The following is a 16,515-nucleotide window of genomic DNA, read 5'->3' on the forward strand; positions in this document are numbered from 1 at the left end:
GGTAAATGGGCCTTTTCATTTCCCTGGATCACTGGACGCCTGAACACCTGTGAGATCTGACAGTAGACGCTAAAAATCATCGAGCCTAATTTGCAACTCTCTAGTTGATAAAACGAGGAGTTACACATGGCCAAGTACGAACTGCGTGTTTACGCTGTGGATTTTGAAGGGGACGGCAGTAAAGAGATCGTGATGGAGACTTACATTAACGAGGTTTTTGATTGGGCTGTCTTCGCGTCGTCCCGTAAGCAAGACGGCGATTATGATACGGCCTCTTCTACTAACGACGCCGACGGTGACGGGGACTACGATGATGACGACAAAAAACTGTACTTGGCCGTCGCCAATGCGTTTGCCAAGATGACCGCCTACGCCATCAAGAAACGCAAAAAAAGGACTGGGAAGTAAACCGTACACGGCATGACCAGTTTGCCTTCGGTCATGCATCTGAAACCTTGATGTTTTCTAAAATCTTCTTGCCCATACTGACCCGCGGCTCTACCCCATATCCCAGGGTTTCATAAAACCCCGTCACCGCCTCATTCCCGCCGGATATCTGCAGGTTGATCTTCATGCAACCCAGCGCCGTCAACGCCTGTTCCGCATGGCGCACCAGCGAAGACCCCAGGCCATGCCGCCGATAATCGGCATGCACCGCCACTGAATACAGCCAGCCACGATGGCCGTCGTAACCGGCAAGAATCGTCCCGATCACGGCCTTCTTATCCGTGGCCACAAAAAACAGCCCGTCGTTGACCGCCAGCTTCTTATCGATCGCCAGGGTCGGCAGGTTGTGCGCCGTGTCATACCCAAATGCCTCCTGCCACAAAGCCACCACCTGCGCCCGGTGCTGGCGGTCGCGATACGGCCCGATGGGGTGGCGGGACAACAGCGTCTTCTCCATCACCAACGTGCGCTCATTGCCATGGTAGACATCGCGCACGGTATGAAACCCCAACCTGGTATAGAACGGCTCGGCCGTCAGTGAAGACGGCACGCTCAACACCGTCACGCCGGCCTGGCGGGCACGCAGTTCAATTTCGGTCATCAGCAACCGGCCAATCCCCTGCCCCTGCAGCGCCGGGTTAACGAACACCGAGCGCACCACGTTGGCATCCAGCGCCGCCGTGGCGACGATGACGTCGTCCTGCACCGCCACCAGCACCACCCGGCGCGTCAGCAAGGCCAGTACCGCATCGGGGGTGAAGTTGCTCGCAACCCGGGCGATCACATCTGCCGGGTAATCCTTCGCGTTGCTGCTGTGCAGGGCAGCCAGGATGACCTGGCTGATGCCCTCGGCATCGGCGGGTTGGGCGAGACGAACGGCGGTAGGCATGATTCCTCCTGGCTGACGGCGTTTTAGCAAACGCCACAATACCAATGTGGGAGCGGGCTTGCTCGCGAATGCGGTGGATCAGCCAGCTCATCTGTTACTGACACACCGCATTCGCGAGCAAGCCCGCTCCCACATTTTTGATTGCATTCCACAGCCGGCAGCCGATTCGGTCGCGCCACCCCCAGTTTCAGCTTTCCCGGCTGAGCCGCCCCCTCGTTTCAGCCGGGATTCATCCCGCACAACCCACAAAATAGCCGCACTGCTCAACCTCATGGATTCGTGCACCCATGCAAACCACCAACACCGTCTTGATGATTCGCCCGGCGCGCTTTGCCTTCAACCCGGACACCGCGATCAACAACCGTTTCCAACGCCAGCCCGTCGACCCACTGAGTGCACAGCAGAAAGCGCTGGAAGAGTTCGACGGCTATGTCGACACCCTGCGCCAGCACGGCGTCGAAGTGCTGGTGGTGCAGGACACCCCGGCGCCCCACACCCCCGACTCGATCTTCCCCAACAACTGGTGGAGCAGCCACGCCGACGGCAGCCTGGTGCTGTACCCGATGGAAGGCCAGAACCGCCGGCTGGAACGCAACAAAGGCGTGCTGCAAGTGCTGGAACAACGCTTTGCGATCAACAGCACCATCGACCTCAGCCACCTGGAACAACAGAACATCTTTCTCGAAGGCACCGGCAGCATGGTGCTCGACCGTCAGCACCGCATCAGCTACGCCTGCCACTCCGGGCGCACCCATCACGACGCCCTGCGCCAGTTCGCCGAGCGCCTCGACTACCAGCTCTGCGTATTCCACGCCGTCGACCGCCACCATGCGCCGATCTACCACAGCAACGTGATGATGAGCGTCGGCCGCGACCTCTCGGTGGTGTGCCTGCAAGCCCTGCCGGATGCCGACGAACGCCTGGCCCTGGAACGCTCGCTGCGCGACACCGGCAAGGACATCCTCGCCCTCGACTTCGACCAGCTCGAAGCCTTCGCCGGCAACATGCTCGAAGTCCACGACCGCGACGGCCAACCGCTGCTGGTGATGTCGGCCAGCGCCTGGGGTGCCCTGCAACCGGCGCAGCGTGCGCATGTGGAACGCCACACCCGGCCGGTGGTGGTGAATATCGACAACATCGAACGCATCGGCGGCGGCAGTGCCCGCTGCATGCTGGCGGAAGTGCACCTGCCAGCCCGTCCCTCATTTCAATAAGGAGTCTTGCCATGACCCGTTACATCGACGTCAACGACCTCAGCTACCTGGTGTCGCAAAAAGGCCTGCAAACCTGCATCAGCGAGATGGCCGAGTACATCCGCGCCGACTACCTGCGCTGGCAGGACTTCGAAAAGTGTGCACGCCTGGCCAACCATTCGCCGGACGGTGTGATCGAGTTGATGCCGGTGTCGGATGCCTCGCTGTACGCCTTCAAGTACGTCAACGGCCACCCGAAAAACACCCAGGCCGGCATGCTCACCGTGATGGCCTTCGGCGCCCTGGGCGATGTAGACACTGGCAAACCGGTGCTGCTGGCGGAAATGACCCTGACCACCGCGATCCGCACCGCCGCCACGTCGGCGCTGGTGGCGCGCTACCTGGCACGGGACAACAGCCGCAGCATGGCACTGATCGGCAACGGCTCGCAGAGTGAATTCCAGGCCCTGGCCTTCCACGCCATGCTCGGCATCAATGAAATCCGCCTGTTCGACATCGACGCCAAGGCCACCGCCAAGCTGGCGGCCAACCTCAAGGCGTTCCCGGCAATCAAGGTGATCCTGGCCAGCAGCGTGGCTGACGCAGTGAAAGGCGCGGACATCGTCACCACCGTCACTGCCGACAAGGCCTACGCGACCATCCTGACCGACGACATGATCGAACCGGGCATGCACCTCAACGCCGTCGGCGGTGACTGCCCCGGCAAGACCGAGCTGGACCGACGTATCGTCGAGCGTGCCCGCGTGATCGTCGAGTACGAGCCGCAAAGCCGTATCGAAGGTGAAATCCAGCACATGCCGGAAGATTCGCCGGTGACCGAGCTGTGGCAAGTGATCAACGGGCAAAAACCTGGCCGCGAAAACCCACGCCAGGTCACTTTGTTCGACTCGGTGGGTTTTGCCATCGAAGACTACTCGGCGCTGCGCTACGTGCTGGATGTGGCCACAGCCCTGGACGTGGGCAGCACCCTTGAACTGGTGCCGGACCTGGCCGACCCGAAAGACCTGTTTGCGCGTCTGGCCCAGCCGGTCGCACAGCAGAAAAAGCGCGCCTGAGACCGCTCTGGCCTGCCGCTTTGCACCGAGGGCGGGCCAGTTTTTAAGGGATGAAAAGCCGATTCAGCGGGTGTCACAGCCGATTCCGCTGCATTGCCTGTTTTAACAGCGCAATTCGCGCTTTATGCGAGGGGTAAACGACACAAAAAACGCACCACCTTGAAGCATTCTCTCCGCCAACAAGAACGATTTGTTTCAACTCATTTACTGCCCTGACATCAATTACAAAATATAGGGACTACACCATGACTCCACTGCGATCACTCTTCGCTGCGTTGCTGTTGCCACTATGCGCCACCGCCGCCCACGCCCAGGAGTGGAAAGAAATCCGCTTCGGCGTCTTCCCCGAATACCCGCCCTTCGAATCCGTGGCCGCCGACGGCAGCCTGCAAGGTTTCGACATCGATCTGGGCAACGCCATCTGCGCCAAGCTCGAAGTCAAATGCACCTGGGTGCACAACGAATTCGACGGCATGATCCCGGCCCTGCGTGCGCGCAAGTTCGACGCCATCATGTCGTCCATGGCCGTGACCCCGGCCCGCGAAAAAATCATCGACTTCACTGACCGCCTGTTCCTCAGCCCGACCTCGGTGATCACCCGCAAGAGCGCCGACTTCGGCGACACCCCCGAGTCGTTGAAAGGCAAGCAAGTCGGCGTGCTGCAAGGTTCGCTGCAAGAGGCCTACGCCCGTGCACACCTGGCCAAGCTCGGCGCGCAGATCAAGGCGTATCAGTCCCAGGACCAGAACTATGCCGACCTGCAGAACGGCCGCCTTGATGCGACCCTGACCGACAAGCTCGAAGCCCAACTCAACTTCCTGTCCAAGCCGGAAGGCGCCGACTTCAAGACCGGCCCGGCGTTCAAAGACCCCACCCTGCCGCTGGACATCGCCATGGGCCTGCGCAAGAACGACCAGGAATTGCGCGCGCTGATCAACAAAGGCATCGCGGCGGTGCAAGCGGATGGCACCTACGCACAGATCCAGAAGAAATACTTCGGCGATCAGGACATCTACAACGAGTAAGCCAACACCGACCCTGTGGGAGCGGGCTTGCTCGCGAAGGCGATGTGCCAGACACACATCCAGTGACTGACACTCCGTCTTCGCGAGCAAGCCCGCTCCCACAGGGGGATATCTGTGCCCTTCAGAGATACTCCCTCCATGAACGAATTCCTAAACTTGCAAGGCTACGGCCCCATGCTCGCCCAAGGCGCGTGGATGACGCTCAAGCTGGCGTTCCTCGCCCTGGCCCTCAGCCTCGTCCTGGGCCTGATCGCCGCTGGTGCCAAGCTGTCCAGCGTCAGATGGCTACGGGTGCCGGCCACGCTGTACACCACGCTGATCCGCAGCGTGCCGGACCTGGTGCTGATCCTGCTGATCTTCTACAGCCTGCAACTGTGGCTCAACGACCTGAGCGAAATGGCCGGCTGGGATTACTTTGAAATCGACCCGTTTACCGCCGGGGTGGTGACCCTGGGCTTTATCTACGGCGCGTATTTCACCGAGAACTTCCGCGGCGCGATCCTCAGCGTACCCGTCGGCCAACTGGAAGCGGCCACCGCCTACGGCCTGAGTCGCTGGCAGCGCTTCCATCTGGTGCTGTTCCCGCAACTGATGCGCTTTGCCCTGCCGGGCCTGGGCAATAACTGGCTGGTGCTGCTCAAGTCCACCGCGCTGGTGTCGATCATCGGCCTGTCGGATCTGGTCAAGGCCGCGCAAAACGCCGGCAAGACCACCAACGAGCCGTTGTATTTCCTGATCCTCGCGGGCCTGGTCTATCTGGTGATCACCACCCTGTCCAACCGCATCTTCAAGCGCCTCGAACGGCGCTACAACCTCGGCATCAAGGGGATGGCGCGATGATCGAACTGTTCCAGCAATACGGCCTGGCCTACCTGTTCAGCGATGGCGCGGGGTTGTCCGGCGTGGCCATGACCCTGTGGTTGTTCATCATCTCGGTGGTGTTCGGCTTTTGCCTGTCGATCCCCCTGGCGCTCGCGCGGGTCTCGGAGCACTTCTGGCTGCGCTGGCCGGTGGAGGTCTACACCTACCTGTTTCGCGGCACACCGCTGTATATCCAACTGCTGATTTGCTACACCGGGCTGTACAGCCTGGAGGTGGTGCAGGACAACGCGCTGCTCAACCAGTTTTTCCGCAACGCGCTGAACTGCACCCTGCTGGCGTTTGTGCTGAACACCTGCGCCTACACCGTGGAAATCTTCGCCGGGGCAATCCGCAATATTCCTCACGGCGAAATCGAAGCGGCCCGCGCCTACGGCCTGCACGGCTGGCGGCTGAACCTGTTTGTGGTGGTGCCCGCCGCACTGCGCCGTGCATTGCCGGCCTACAGCAATGAAATGATCCTGATGCTGCACGCCACTTCCCTGGCGTTTACCGCCACCGTCGCCGACATCCTCAAGGTGGCCCGCGACGCCAATGCCGAGACGTTCCTCACGTTCCAGGCCTTTGGCATCGCCGCCCTGCTCTACATGCTGCTGTCCTTTGCACTGGTGGGCCTGTTCCGACTGGCCGAACGTCGCTGGATGCGTTTTCTTGTTCCTACCCGAGGCTAACCCATGAATCAGTCCGCGCAGGCCCTGGCCGCATACCCTCTGGATGTACCCGTGGCCAAAGCCGCCACCGCCGCCGTCAAGCTGCAAGTCGAAGGCATCCACAAACGCTATGGCGAACACGAGGTGCTCAAGGGCGTGTCCCTCAACGCCCGCAACGGCGACGTGATCAGCCTGATCGGCGCCAGCGGCTCGGGTAAAAGTACGATGCTGCGCTGCATCAACTTTCTCGAACAACCCGACGCCGGGGTCATCACGCTCGACGGCATCAGCATCGAAATGCAGCAAGGTCGCGCCGGCACCCGCGCGCCGCACCAAGCCCAACTGCAAAACCTGCGCACGCGCCTGGCCATGGTGTTCCAGCACTTCAACCTGTGGAGCCACATGACCGTGCTGGAAAACATCACCATGGCCCCGCGCCGGGTGCTGGGCGTCAGCGCCGCCGAGGCGGAAAAACGCGCGCGGATGTACCTGGACAAGGTCGGCCTGCCGGGCCGCGTGGCCGATCAGTACCCAGCCTTCCTGTCGGGCGGCCAGCAACAACGCGTGGCGATTGCCCGCGCCCTGGCCATGGAACCGGAGATCATCCTGTTCGATGAACCCACCTCGGCCCTCGACCCGGAACTTGTAGGAGAAGTCCTCAAAGTCATACAGACGTTGGCTGAGGAAGGTCGTACCATGCTGATGGTCACCCACGAAATGGGCTTTGCCCGCCAGGTGTCCAGCCAAGTGCTGTTCTTGCACCAGGGCCGTGTCGAGGAACAAGGCGGCGCCGAGATCCTTGACCACCCCAAGAGCGAACGCTTGCAGCAATTTCTTTCCAACCGTTTGAAGTGAAACCCATGGATACCAAGGCCAACGGACCCCATACCTCCCCTGCGCTGGATCGCATCGATGAAGCCATCATCGAAGTGCTGCGTCACCAGGGGCGCATCACCTACGAAAAGCTCTCGTCGCTGGTGCACCTCACGCCCAGGCCCTGCCTGGAACGGGTGCGCAAGCTGGAGCGACGCGGGGTGATTCGCGGGTACGGGGCGATCATCGATGTGCAGATGGTCTCGCCGGGGCTGTCACTGCTGGTGCTGGTGGCCTTGTCCAACCAAAGCGGGCGCTCGGCGCAGAAGGCGTTTGAAGCTTGCGTGAAAAACTGCCCGCAGGTATTCGAATGCCAGCTGATCAGCGGGCCGTTCGACTACAGCCTGCGCATGCGCTGCCGGGACATGGAGCATTACCGGGTGCTGACGGAGACCTGGTTGAACAATGACGAGTTGCATATCGATAAGTTGGTGGCGCATCCGGAGTTGGCCGTCGTCAAAAACACCGCTACAGAGCTGACCTGAAAGGCAACTCACCAAACACTGCATAACCCTTGTGGGAGCAAGCCCGCTCCCACATTTTTATGCGTGCCCGCTTGAGATTCGTTTACCGGGTTTGGCGCCAATCAGTTTGGCCTGCCCGTCCTTCTGCTTGCCCGTGCGCGCCTCGCTGATCAACCCCGGGATCAACTTGCCCTCCGGCAGGTTCTTCCAGAACCGACTGGGCAAATGCCCCTCCATCACCTTGGGGTTCAAGCGCGCCGGATTGAAGATGTGGCTGTAGTAGGTCAACCACATCTCACTGTGGGGGTCCTCGACATTCTGCGCCAACTGCCGCCACGCCTCGGGGCATTCACGCTGGTGGATCAACTGCTCGCCGTCGTAATACACCCCGTCCAACGGCGTGGCGATCATCCAGCGATGGCGCCCCATGCGCCCGACAAAATGCTGGCTGGCAGTTTTCAAGATGTCGTGTGCCGGTTCATGCCACGCCACGTACTCCGGTAATTCGGGCCCTGCCCCGGCCGGCAGCGCAACAAAGCGCACAAACGCATGCAAGTGGTGCGCCTCTCGGCTGACCTGTTTGATCCGCCGCTGCAACTCGCTGCCCAATTTGTCCCCCGCCAGCATCGCCGTGCGGTCGCCATGACTCACGCGCCATAACACTTCATACAACAGGCTCCAACGCTGCTCGCCGTGATAGCAGGCGGCCGACTCGAGCAATTCGAGCAGCGCCTTGGGCACCCGCGTCTGGAACGGCCCAAGCCCTGCGGGGATCGGCTCGTCAGTGGCAAACAGGTCGGCCACCTCGGCTTCGCCCCAGCTTACCTGGCTGGGATCGACCTGATGGCTGAGCAGCCAGCGCGCCTGGTCGCGCCAGGTGCTGAACAGGTTGTCGCATTCCAGGCTGATCATCCCCACAAGCCCATTTGCTGCGGCTGCGGACGATCACGCAATTGCTCGCGCAGCAGCACGCTGGTGCTGTCGGCCTGTTGCGGGTGGTAGTCGCTGGTGATGAAAAACGGCTTGGCCTTGGCTAGCACGCAGCGCATGCGTGCGAGGTCTTCGAAGCGGATCTTGCGTTCACGGCGCAGGTCCACCAGCCGTTGGGTGGTGCGCAGGCCAATGCCGGGAATGCGTGCGATCAAGGTCGGTTCGGCGCGGTTGAGGTCCAGGGGGAAGACGTCGCGGTTTTCCAGGGCCCAGGCCAGCTTGGGATCAATATCCAGGGCCAGGTGACCGGGCCCCTTGAACAGTTCGGTGGCGTTGAAGCCGTAGCTGCGCAGCAGGAAATCGGCTTGATACAAGCGGTGCTCGCGCATCAGCGGTGGCGCGGCCAGGGGTACGCTTTTCGGGCTGTTGGGGATGGGGCTGAACGCCGAGTAGTACACGCGGCGCAGCTTGAAGCTGCCGTACAACGCCTCGGCTCCATGCAGGATGGTGCTGTCGTCGGTGTCGTCGGCGCCGACGATCAGCTGCGTGCTCTGCCCCGCTGGCGCGAAACGCGGCGCGCGCGGCTCGTTGAATACGGTCTGCTCGCCGCTGTAGATGGTCTGCATGGCCTGCTTGATCGACACGATCTTCTTTTCCGGCGCCAGGGTTTGCAGGCTGGCTTCGGTGGGCAACTCGATGTTCACGCTCAGCCGGTCGGCATAGCGCCCGGCCTCGGCGATCAGCGCCGGGTCGGCATCGGGAATGGTCTTGAGGTGGATGTAGCCGCGGAAATCATGCTCCTCGCGCAGCAGTTTGGCGACGCGTACCAACTGTTCCATGGTGTAGTCGGAGGAACGGATGATGCCGGAGCTGAGAAACAGCCCGCTGACGCAATTGCGCCGGTAGAAATCCAGGGTGAGGGTCACCACCTCCTCCGGGCTGAAGCGTGCGCGGGGCACGTCGCTGGAGCGGCGGTTGACGCAGTATTGGCAGTCGTAGAGGCAGAAGTTGGTGAGCAACACCTTGAGCAACGAGACACAGCGCCCGTCCGGTGTGTAGCTGTGGCAGATGCCCATGCCGTCGGTGGAGCCCAGCCCGACCTTGCCCTCGGAACTGCGCTTGGGCGCGCCGCTGCTGGCGCAGGAAGCGTCGTACTTGGCGGCGTCGGCGAGGATGCTGAGTTTTTCGATCAACTGCATGGAAGGCTACCGATACTGGTTTTTTGTACAGTATCAGCAGCCCCCCCTATGTCACAAGTGCAGCCTGTCAGCTCGCGGTAGCGAGCAGCAGGTCTTTCACCGAACGCTCCTGGCCACGGCTGCGGTCGTTTTCGTGCAACGACGCGGCAATTTCATCGGCACGGATCGGCAGTACCGACAGCAGCGTGTCGCTCAAACCATGGCTGGCCTGGCTGAAGCCCTGGATATAAATGCCGGCCTTGCAGCGCTCGTCGGTGACGATGCGGTAATCGCGGGCCACTTCGAAGTCGCCCATGTAGGCTTCCAGCGGTGCCAGCAAGGCACGATGGGTCTGGCGCTCGTAGCCGGTGGCGAGGATCACTGCATCGTAGTGGTTGACGCAGGTTTCGCCGTTGGCGTTGTTGCGCAGCACCAGTTCAATACCCAGCGGGCCAGGCGTGGCTTTCTCGACCACGGTCATGGTGCGGAACGCCTGGCGCGCGATACCGGAGACTTTCTGGCGGTAGAAGATGCCGTAGATGCGCTCGATCAGATCCAGGTCCACCACCGAATAGTTGGTGTTCTGGTACTCGGCGACCAGGCGTTCGCGCTCCTCGCCCACCTGCTGGAACACCAGGTCGGTGAACGCCGGCGAGAACACTTCGTTGACGAAGGGGCTGTCATCCGCCGGCTTGAGCGCCGAACCGCGCAGGATCATGTCGACTTGCACCGACGGGAAGCCGTCGTTGAGGTCGATAAACGCCTCGGCCGCGCTCTGGCCACCGCCGATGATCGCGATACGCATCGCCTTGCCGTCGATGCAGGGCTGCTGGGCCATGCGCTCCAGGTACTGGGAATGGTGGAACACCCGGCCGTCACCCTTGAGCGCCTTGAACGCCTCGGGAATACGCGGCGTGCCCCCGGCGCTGACCACCACCGAACGGGTGGTACGCACATGCTGCTCGCCCACTGCGTCGCGGGAGATCACGCGCAACGCTTCAACCTGCTGTTGATGCAGGATCGGCTCGATGGCCAGCACTTCCTCGCCGTAGCGCGCCTGGCTCTGGAACTGCCCGGCGACCCAGCGCAGGTAGTCGTTGTATTCCATGCGGCACGGATAAAAGGTGCCCAGGTTGATGAAATCCACCAGGCGCCCGTGGGTTTTCAGGTAATTGACGAAGGAATAAGGGCTGGTGGGGTTGCGCAGGGTCACCAGGTCCTTGAGGAACGAAATCTGCAGTTCGCTCTGGGTCACCAGGGTATTGCCGTGCCAGCGGTAGTCCGCCTGCTTGTCGAGAAACAGCACGTCGAGTTTGCCCTGGGCTTTTTCGCGCTCCTGCAGGGCGATGGCCAGCGCCAGGTTCGAAGGGCCGAAACCGATACCGATCAGGTCGTGAACCGCGGGCGAAGCAATTGCCTGTGTCATTCCAGTGTCCTCTGGATAAGCCCCTTGGCGGTGGGGCGGGAATACCTTCAAGACCTGCACAACAGGTCGTGTGTTGATAGGAAACGAGGACAGTGAAATAAAATTTAACCGATCAGCGCTCAGTGTGCGTCCCACTCGCGCATCCGTACCCGGCAGTGCTTCATCGCGTTGACGATGTGTTTTTCCACGAGGCTGCGGGAAATCCCCAGGCGCTCAGCAATTTGCGGGTGGGACAGGCCGTCGAGCTTGCGCAGCAGGAAGCTGTCGCGGCAGGCCTTGGGCAGTTCCGCCAGGGCCCGCTCCACCATCGCCAGACGCTGCTCGTGGGCGTGGCTGGCGTGGGGCGATGAGTTGGCGAAGCGCCCTTCGGTGTCCAGCACTTCCAGCGGTTCGACCTGGCGCAACGCGTTGCGGCGGTGCCCGTCGATCACCAGGTTCAGCGCCGTGCGGTACAAAAACGCGCGTGGCTGGTCGATCGGCGTGTCGCTGGAGCGCTCCAGCACCCGGACATAAGCGTCATGCACCACATCCTCGGCCACCTGTCGGTTGCCCAGCTTGGCGTTGAGGAAACACACCAGCTCGCGATAGTAGTTTTCCAACATGACTCCCGACCGCCGGAAGAGGCGGCATCCGTTCCTTGTGCACTGTAAGAAAAGATACCCAAACGATGATGGCAGTTTGGGTGCGTGCAATTTATAGTAATTCTCATCTACTTTTAAAGAAGTGTTGTACCAACGGACGTTTTTTTTAACCCATGGAGCTGTAACCGCTTGTGTAACCGCCTAAATCCCCGCGCAATCCCCTCGTTTAACAGTCAGCTCTGCGCAACTGCGCCCCGAACTTCCCTGGCTGGAACCAAAGCATGAAACGCTCTCGACCCGCCCGACGCGCGCTGCTTGTTGTCGCGTGCCTGATCCCCGTCATCGGCGTTGCCGCCTGGCAAGTGCTGCCCTCGGACCGCGACGCCCTCGCCACCGTCACCGTGACCCGCGGCAATATCGAAAACAGCGTCACCGCCCTCGGCACCCTGCAACCGCGCCGCTATGTGGACGTCGGCGCCCAGGCGTCGGGGCAGATCCAGAAGATCCACGTCGAAGCCGGCGACCACGTCAAGGCAGGCCAACTGCTGGTGGAAATCGACCCGTCGACGCAAAAAGCCAAGCTTGACGCCAGCCGCTACGGCATCCAGAACCTCAAGGCGCAGTTGCAGGAACAGCAGGCCCAACTGGCACTGGCGCAGCAGAAATACCAGCGCCAGCAACGTCTGACGGCCGGCAACGCCACCCGCGAAGAAGACGTGCAAACCGCCAAGGCCGAGCTGAGCGCCACCCAGGCGCGGGTGGCGATGTTCCAGGCGCAGATCCTCCAGGCCCAGGCCAGCCTGCGCAGCGACGAAGCGGAGCTGGGCTACACGCGCATCTATGCGCCGATGGACGGCACCGTCGTCGCGGTAGACGCCCGCGTCGGCCAGACCCTCAACGCGCAACAACAGACCCCGCTGATCCTGCGCATCGCCAAGCTGTCGCCGATGACCGTGTGGGCGGAAGTCTCGGAGGCCGACATTGGTCACGTCAAACCGGGGATGACTGCGTATTTCACCACCCTCAGCGGCGGCAACCGGCGCTGGACCAGCACCGTGCGGCAGATCCTGCCGATCCCGCCCAAGCCGCTGAACGAAACCCAGGGCAGTGGCAGCCCCAGCAGTTCCAACAAGAGCGGCAGCGGCCGCGTGGTGCTGTACACCGTGCTGCTGGACGTGGACAACAGCGACCACGCGCTGATGGCCGAGATGACCACCCAGGTGTTTTTTGTCGCCAGCCAGGTCAAGGATGCCCTCACCGCCCCCGTTGCCGCGCTGCTGGGTACAGCGAACGCCGATAAACAGATCGCTCGTGTGGTCGCCAAGAACGGCCGCATCGAGGAACGCGAAGTGCGCCTGGGTATCAGCGACCGCCTGCGTGTCGAAGTGCTCGACGGCTTGAACGAAGGCGATCACCTGCTGATCGGCCCAGCCGACGGCAACGGGGGTTGAGTTGGCCACGCCCCTGATCGAACTCAAGAACATCCGCAAATCCTACGGCGGCGGCGACAGCCCGCAGGTCGACGTGTTGCGCGGCATCGACCTGGCGATCCACGCCGGGGAATTCGTCGCGATTGTCGGCGCGTCCGGCTCGGGCAAATCGACGCTGATGAATATCCTCGGCTGCCTCGACCGCCCCACTGCGGGCGACTACCTGTTCGCCGGGGAAAACGTCGCGCACCTGGACGGCGATGCGCTGGCCTGGCTGCGCCGCGAGGCGTTCGGCTTTGTGTTCCAGGGCTACCACCTGATCCCGTCGGGCTCGGCCCAGGAAAACGTCGAGATGCCGGCGATCTACGCCGGCATCAGCGCCGCTGAACGCCACGCCCGCGCCAAGGCCCTGCTCACCCGCCTGGGCCTGGCCGAGCGCACCGGCAACCGTCCGCACCAACTCTCCGGCGGCCAGCAGCAACGGGTATCGATTGCCCGCGCGCTGATGAACGGCGGCCATATCATCCTGGCCGACGAACCCACCGGCGCCCTCGACAGCCACAGCGGCGCCGAGGTGATGACACTGCTCGACGAACTGGCCAGCCAGGGCCACGTGGTCATCCTGATTACCCACGACCGCGAAGTGGCGGCGCGCGCCAACCGCATCATCGAGATCCGCGACGGCCAGATCATCAGCGACTCGGCCAAAGACGCCAGCTACGTGCCGGCGGTCGCCAACAGTGATGCCTTGCAAGCCGTGGACCTGCGCCAGCGCCTGATCGACGGCGCCGAGCACAATGGCGCGTGGAAGGCCGAACTGGTCGACGCCGTGCAGGCCGCCTGGCGGGTGATGTGGATCAACAAGTTCCGCACCGCGCTGACCTTGCTGGGGATCATCATCGGCGTGGCGTCGGTGGTGGTGATGCTGGCGGTGGGCGAAGGCAGCAAGCGCCAGGTCATGGCGCAGATGGGCGCGTTCGGTTCCAACATCATCTACCTCAGCGGTTCGTCGCCCAACCCGCGTACGCCGCTGGGCATCGTTACCCTCAACGATGTGGCGGCACTGGCGGCGTTGCCCCAGGTCAAGCGCATCATGCCGGTCAATGGCAGCGACGCCGGGATCCGCTTCGGCAACCTCGACTACCTGGCGTACGTGGGCGGCAACGACATCAACTTCCCGGAGATCTTCAACTGGCCGGTGGTCGAGGGCAGCTACTTCACCGAGGCCGATGAGCGCGCCGGGGCCACCGTGGCGGTGATCGGCCATCGCATCCGCGAGAAGCTGTTCAAGGATCTGCCGACGCCGATCGGCCAATACATCCTCATCGAAAACGTGCCGTTCCAGGTGATCGGCGTGCTTGCGGAAAAAGGCTCCAGCTCCGGCAACAAGGACAGCGACGACCGCGTCGCCATCCCCTACACCGCCGCCAGCGTGCGCCTGTTCGGCACCTATAACCCGGAATACGTGGCGATTGCCGCCGCCGATGCGCGCAAGGTCCACGAAGCCGAGCGGGCCATCGACCAGTTGATGCTCAAGTTGCACAACGGCAAGCGCGACTACCAGCTGACCAACAACGCGGCGATGATCCAGGCCGAGGCGCGCACGCAGAATACGCTGTCGCTGATGCTCGGTTCGATTGCCGCGATCTCGCTGCTGGTGGGCGGTATCGGTGTGATGAACATCATGCTGATGACCGTCCGCGAGCGTACCCGTGAAATCGGTATCCGCATGGCCACCGGCGCACGCCAGCGCGACATCCTGCGCCAGTTCCTCACCGAAGCGGTGATGCTCTCGGTGGTCGGCGGCCTGTTCGGCATCGCCCTCGCGCTGCTCGTCGGCGGCGTGTTGGTGCTGGCCGAAGTGGCCGTGCAATTTTCCCTGGTGGCGGTGTTCGGCGCGTTTGGCTGTGCGCTGGTCACCGGTGTCATCTTCGGCTTCATGCCGGCCCGTAAAGCTGCCCGGCTCGATCCGGTTAAGGCGTTGACCAGTGAATAAACCGTCCCTTTACCTGCCCGGCCTGTGCCTGTTGCTCAGCGCCTGCGCCGGCCAGCCGCCGGCTGTCGACAGCGGCATCGCCGCACCCGCCGCCTGGCAATATGCCGAACGCGAGACGGCGCAGGCCCGCAATGCACGGTGGTGGACGCAGTTCGGCAGCCCACAGCTCAACCGCTTGATCGAGCAGGCGCGCCGCGACAGTTTCGACGTCGCCGCCGCCATGGCCCGCGTGCGCCAGGCCCAGGCCAGCGCGGTGATCGCCGGTGCGCCGCTGCTGCCCGAGGTGAAGTTCAACCTCACCGCCAGCCGTGAACGGCTGTTGCGCGGCAGCGGCAACTCAGACCTGAACGCCACTGCGAGCAACAACACCGTCAACAGTTATGACACCAACTTCACCGCCAGCTATGAACTGGACTTCTGGGGTGGCCGCGCCGCCGCCCGCGACAGCGCGGTGCAGACCTTGCGCGCCAGTGAGTTCGACCAGGCCACAGTGGAGCTGACCCTGCTCGGCAACGTCGCCGACCGGTACGCGCAGACCCTCGCCGCACGCGAGCGCCAGCAGATCGCCGCGCTCAACCTGGCCAATGCGCGCAACGTGCTCGACCTGGTGCAGACCCGCTACGACGCCGGCTCCGCCACTGCCCTGGAACTGGCCCAGCAGAAAAGCCTGGTGGCCAGCCAGCAACGGCAATTGCCGTTGATCGAGCAGCTGGCCGAAGAGTCGCAGATCACCCTCGCCGCCCTGCTCGGCCAACCCGTGCAAGCCGTGGACCTGGGCAACGAAACGTTCCAGGCCCTGACCTGGCCGACCATCGGCAGCGGTGTGCCGAGCCAGTTGCTCAGCCGGCGCCCCGACCTGGCCCAGGCCGAAGCGCAACTGGCCGCCGCCAGTGCTGACGTCACCGTCGCCCGCGCCGCCATGCTGCCAACCCTGACCCTTGGCGCCACACTCGGCAGCGGCGCCTACAAGGCCAACGAAATCCTGCGCAGCCCGTTCTACACCCTGACGTCCGGCCTGATCGCGCCGATCTTCAACAATGGCCGTTTAAGCGCCGAGCGCGACAAGGCCCGCGCACGCCAGGATGAGCTGCTGCAAACCTATCGCGGCGCGATCATCAACGGCTTTGCCGATGTGGAAAAATCCCTCAGCAACATCACCCGCCTCGACCAGCAGCGCCACTGGCAAACCGAAGAACTGCAACAGGCGCAGACGGCCTTCCAGATCGCTCAAAGCCGCTACCAGGCAGGCGCCGCGGACTTGCTGACGGTCCTGGAAACCCAGCGCACCCTGTACGCGGCCCAGGATTTGAACGTGCAGTTGCGGCTGTCGCGCGTACAAGCCAGCATCGCCCTGTACAAAGCACTGGGGGGCGGCTGGGAAAGCAATATCCGATAAACAAAACTCCATTTCCTTACAGAAGTTGTCTGTTCGCCCTACATTTTTTGACCCGGGGTCCTTGGTAAAAAAGCCGCTATCT

Annotated in this window: 16 protein-coding genes; 11 read left to right on the forward strand and 5 right to left on the reverse strand. The window is 62.6% G+C overall.

The window, feature by feature from the left end; translation table 11 throughout:
• Nucleotides 1-126: 126 nt before the first annotated feature.
• Entirely contained in the window at nt 127-408 is a 282-nt protein-coding gene (locus tag PSH81_RS17350; protein WP_305391175.1) for a hypothetical protein, read from the forward strand.
• Between the two features lie 31 nt (nt 409-439).
• On the opposite strand, the gene PSH81_RS17355 is transcribed toward PSH81_RS17350, so the two are convergent.
• Complete coding sequence (locus PSH81_RS17355) at nt 440-1,336, reverse strand: GNAT family acetyltransferase (RefSeq protein ID WP_305391176.1); 897 nt, start codon at nt 1,334-1,336, stop codon at nt 440-442.
• Between the two features lie 287 nt (nt 1,337-1,623).
• On the opposite strand from PSH81_RS17355, the gene ctlX reads away from it, so the two are divergent.
• The 7 genes from ctlX to PSH81_RS17390 all read left to right on the forward strand — a co-directional run bounded on the left by ctlX (nt 1,624) and on the right by PSH81_RS17390 (nt 7,517).
• On the forward strand, nt 1,624-2,550 hold the full coding sequence (ctlX, locus tag PSH81_RS17360; protein ID WP_226455204.1) for a citrulline utilization hydrolase CtlX: 927 nt from the start codon (nt 1,624-1,626) through the stop codon (nt 2,548-2,550).
• Between the two features lie 11 nt (nt 2,551-2,561).
• Nucleotides 2,562-3,605 (forward strand): ornithine cyclodeaminase, encoded by a 1,044-nt coding sequence (locus PSH81_RS17365; RefSeq protein ID WP_226455203.1) that lies wholly within the window; start codon nt 2,562-2,564, stop codon nt 3,603-3,605.
• 245 nt (nt 3,606-3,850) lie between these two features.
• The gene (locus tag PSH81_RS17370; RefSeq protein ID WP_192296714.1) at nt 3,851-4,630 is read left to right on the forward strand and encodes an ABC transporter substrate-binding protein; all 780 of its coding nucleotides are present in this window, start codon (nt 3,851-3,853) and stop codon (nt 4,628-4,630) included.
• 138 nt (nt 4,631-4,768) lie between these two features.
• Nucleotides 4,769-5,470: an ABC transporter permease gene (locus PSH81_RS17375; RefSeq protein WP_192296715.1), complete on the forward strand. Its 702-nt coding sequence runs from the start codon at nt 4,769-4,771 to the stop codon at nt 5,468-5,470.
• The gene (locus PSH81_RS17380; protein ID WP_192296716.1) at nt 5,467-6,180 is read left to right on the forward strand and encodes an ABC transporter permease; all 714 of its coding nucleotides are present in this window, start codon (nt 5,467-5,469) and stop codon (nt 6,178-6,180) included. The genes PSH81_RS17375 and PSH81_RS17380 overlap by 4 nt, the downstream gene beginning before the upstream one ends.
• Before the next feature lie 3 nt (nt 6,181-6,183).
• Nucleotides 6,184-7,014, forward strand: a complete 831-nt coding sequence (locus PSH81_RS17385; protein WP_225595206.1) for an ABC transporter ATP-binding protein — start codon at nt 6,184-6,186, stop codon at nt 7,012-7,014.
• A 5-nt stretch (nt 7,015-7,019) separates the two neighbouring features.
• Nucleotides 7,020-7,517, forward strand: coding sequence for an Lrp/AsnC family transcriptional regulator (locus PSH81_RS17390; RefSeq protein WP_192296717.1), 498 nt, complete (start codon nt 7,020-7,022; stop codon nt 7,515-7,517).
• A 57-nt stretch (nt 7,518-7,574) separates the two neighbouring features.
• Here PSH81_RS17390 and PSH81_RS17395 read toward each other — a convergent pair whose 3' ends face one another.
• The 4 genes from PSH81_RS17395 to PSH81_RS17410 form a co-directional block, all read right to left on the reverse strand.
• Nucleotides 7,575-8,408 (reverse strand): TIGR03915 family putative DNA repair protein, encoded by an 834-nt coding sequence (locus PSH81_RS17395; protein WP_226455202.1) that lies wholly within the window; start codon nt 8,406-8,408, stop codon nt 7,575-7,577.
• Nucleotides 8,405-9,625 (reverse strand): putative DNA modification/repair radical SAM protein, encoded by a 1,221-nt coding sequence (locus PSH81_RS17400; RefSeq protein ID WP_305391177.1) that lies wholly within the window; start codon nt 9,623-9,625, stop codon nt 8,405-8,407. The genes PSH81_RS17395 and PSH81_RS17400 overlap by 4 nt, the downstream gene beginning before the upstream one ends.
• A 67-nt stretch (nt 9,626-9,692) precedes the next feature.
• Nucleotides 9,693-11,030 carry a lysine N(6)-hydroxylase/L-ornithine N(5)-oxygenase family protein gene (locus PSH81_RS17405; protein WP_226455200.1) on the reverse strand — a complete coding sequence of 446 codons (1,338 nt, stop codon included), beginning with the start codon at nt 11,028-11,030 and terminating at the stop codon, nt 9,693-9,695.
• Nucleotides 11,031-11,149: 119 nt separating this feature from the next.
• Entirely contained in the window at nt 11,150-11,632 is a 483-nt protein-coding gene (locus PSH81_RS17410; protein WP_192296721.1) for a sigma-70 family RNA polymerase sigma factor, read from the reverse strand.
• 260 nt (nt 11,633-11,892) lie between these two features.
• Here PSH81_RS17410 and PSH81_RS17415 point away from each other — a divergent pair, with 260 nt between their 5' ends.
• Genes PSH81_RS17415 through PSH81_RS17425 form a run of 3 tightly spaced genes read left to right on the forward strand, consistent with a single transcriptional unit; the run spans nt 11,893 to nt 16,433 of the window.
• Complete coding sequence (locus PSH81_RS17415) at nt 11,893-13,062, forward strand: efflux RND transporter periplasmic adaptor subunit (protein ID WP_305391178.1); 1,170 nt, start codon at nt 11,893-11,895, stop codon at nt 13,060-13,062.
• Nucleotide 13,063: 1 nt separating this feature from the next.
• Nucleotides 13,064-15,037, forward strand: coding sequence for a MacB family efflux pump subunit (locus tag PSH81_RS17420; protein ID WP_226455198.1), 1,974 nt, complete (start codon nt 13,064-13,066; stop codon nt 15,035-15,037).
• Nucleotides 15,030-16,433 (forward strand): efflux transporter outer membrane subunit, encoded by a 1,404-nt coding sequence (locus PSH81_RS17425; protein ID WP_226455197.1) that lies wholly within the window; start codon nt 15,030-15,032, stop codon nt 16,431-16,433. The genes PSH81_RS17420 and PSH81_RS17425 overlap by 8 nt, the downstream gene beginning before the upstream one ends.
• Nucleotides 16,434-16,515 lie beyond the last annotated feature (82 nt).

Origin of the sequence: Pseudomonas sp. FP2335, assembly GCF_030687535.1 — a bacterium.
Taxonomy (GTDB): Bacteria; Pseudomonadota; Gammaproteobacteria; order Pseudomonadales; family Pseudomonadaceae; genus Aquipseudomonas.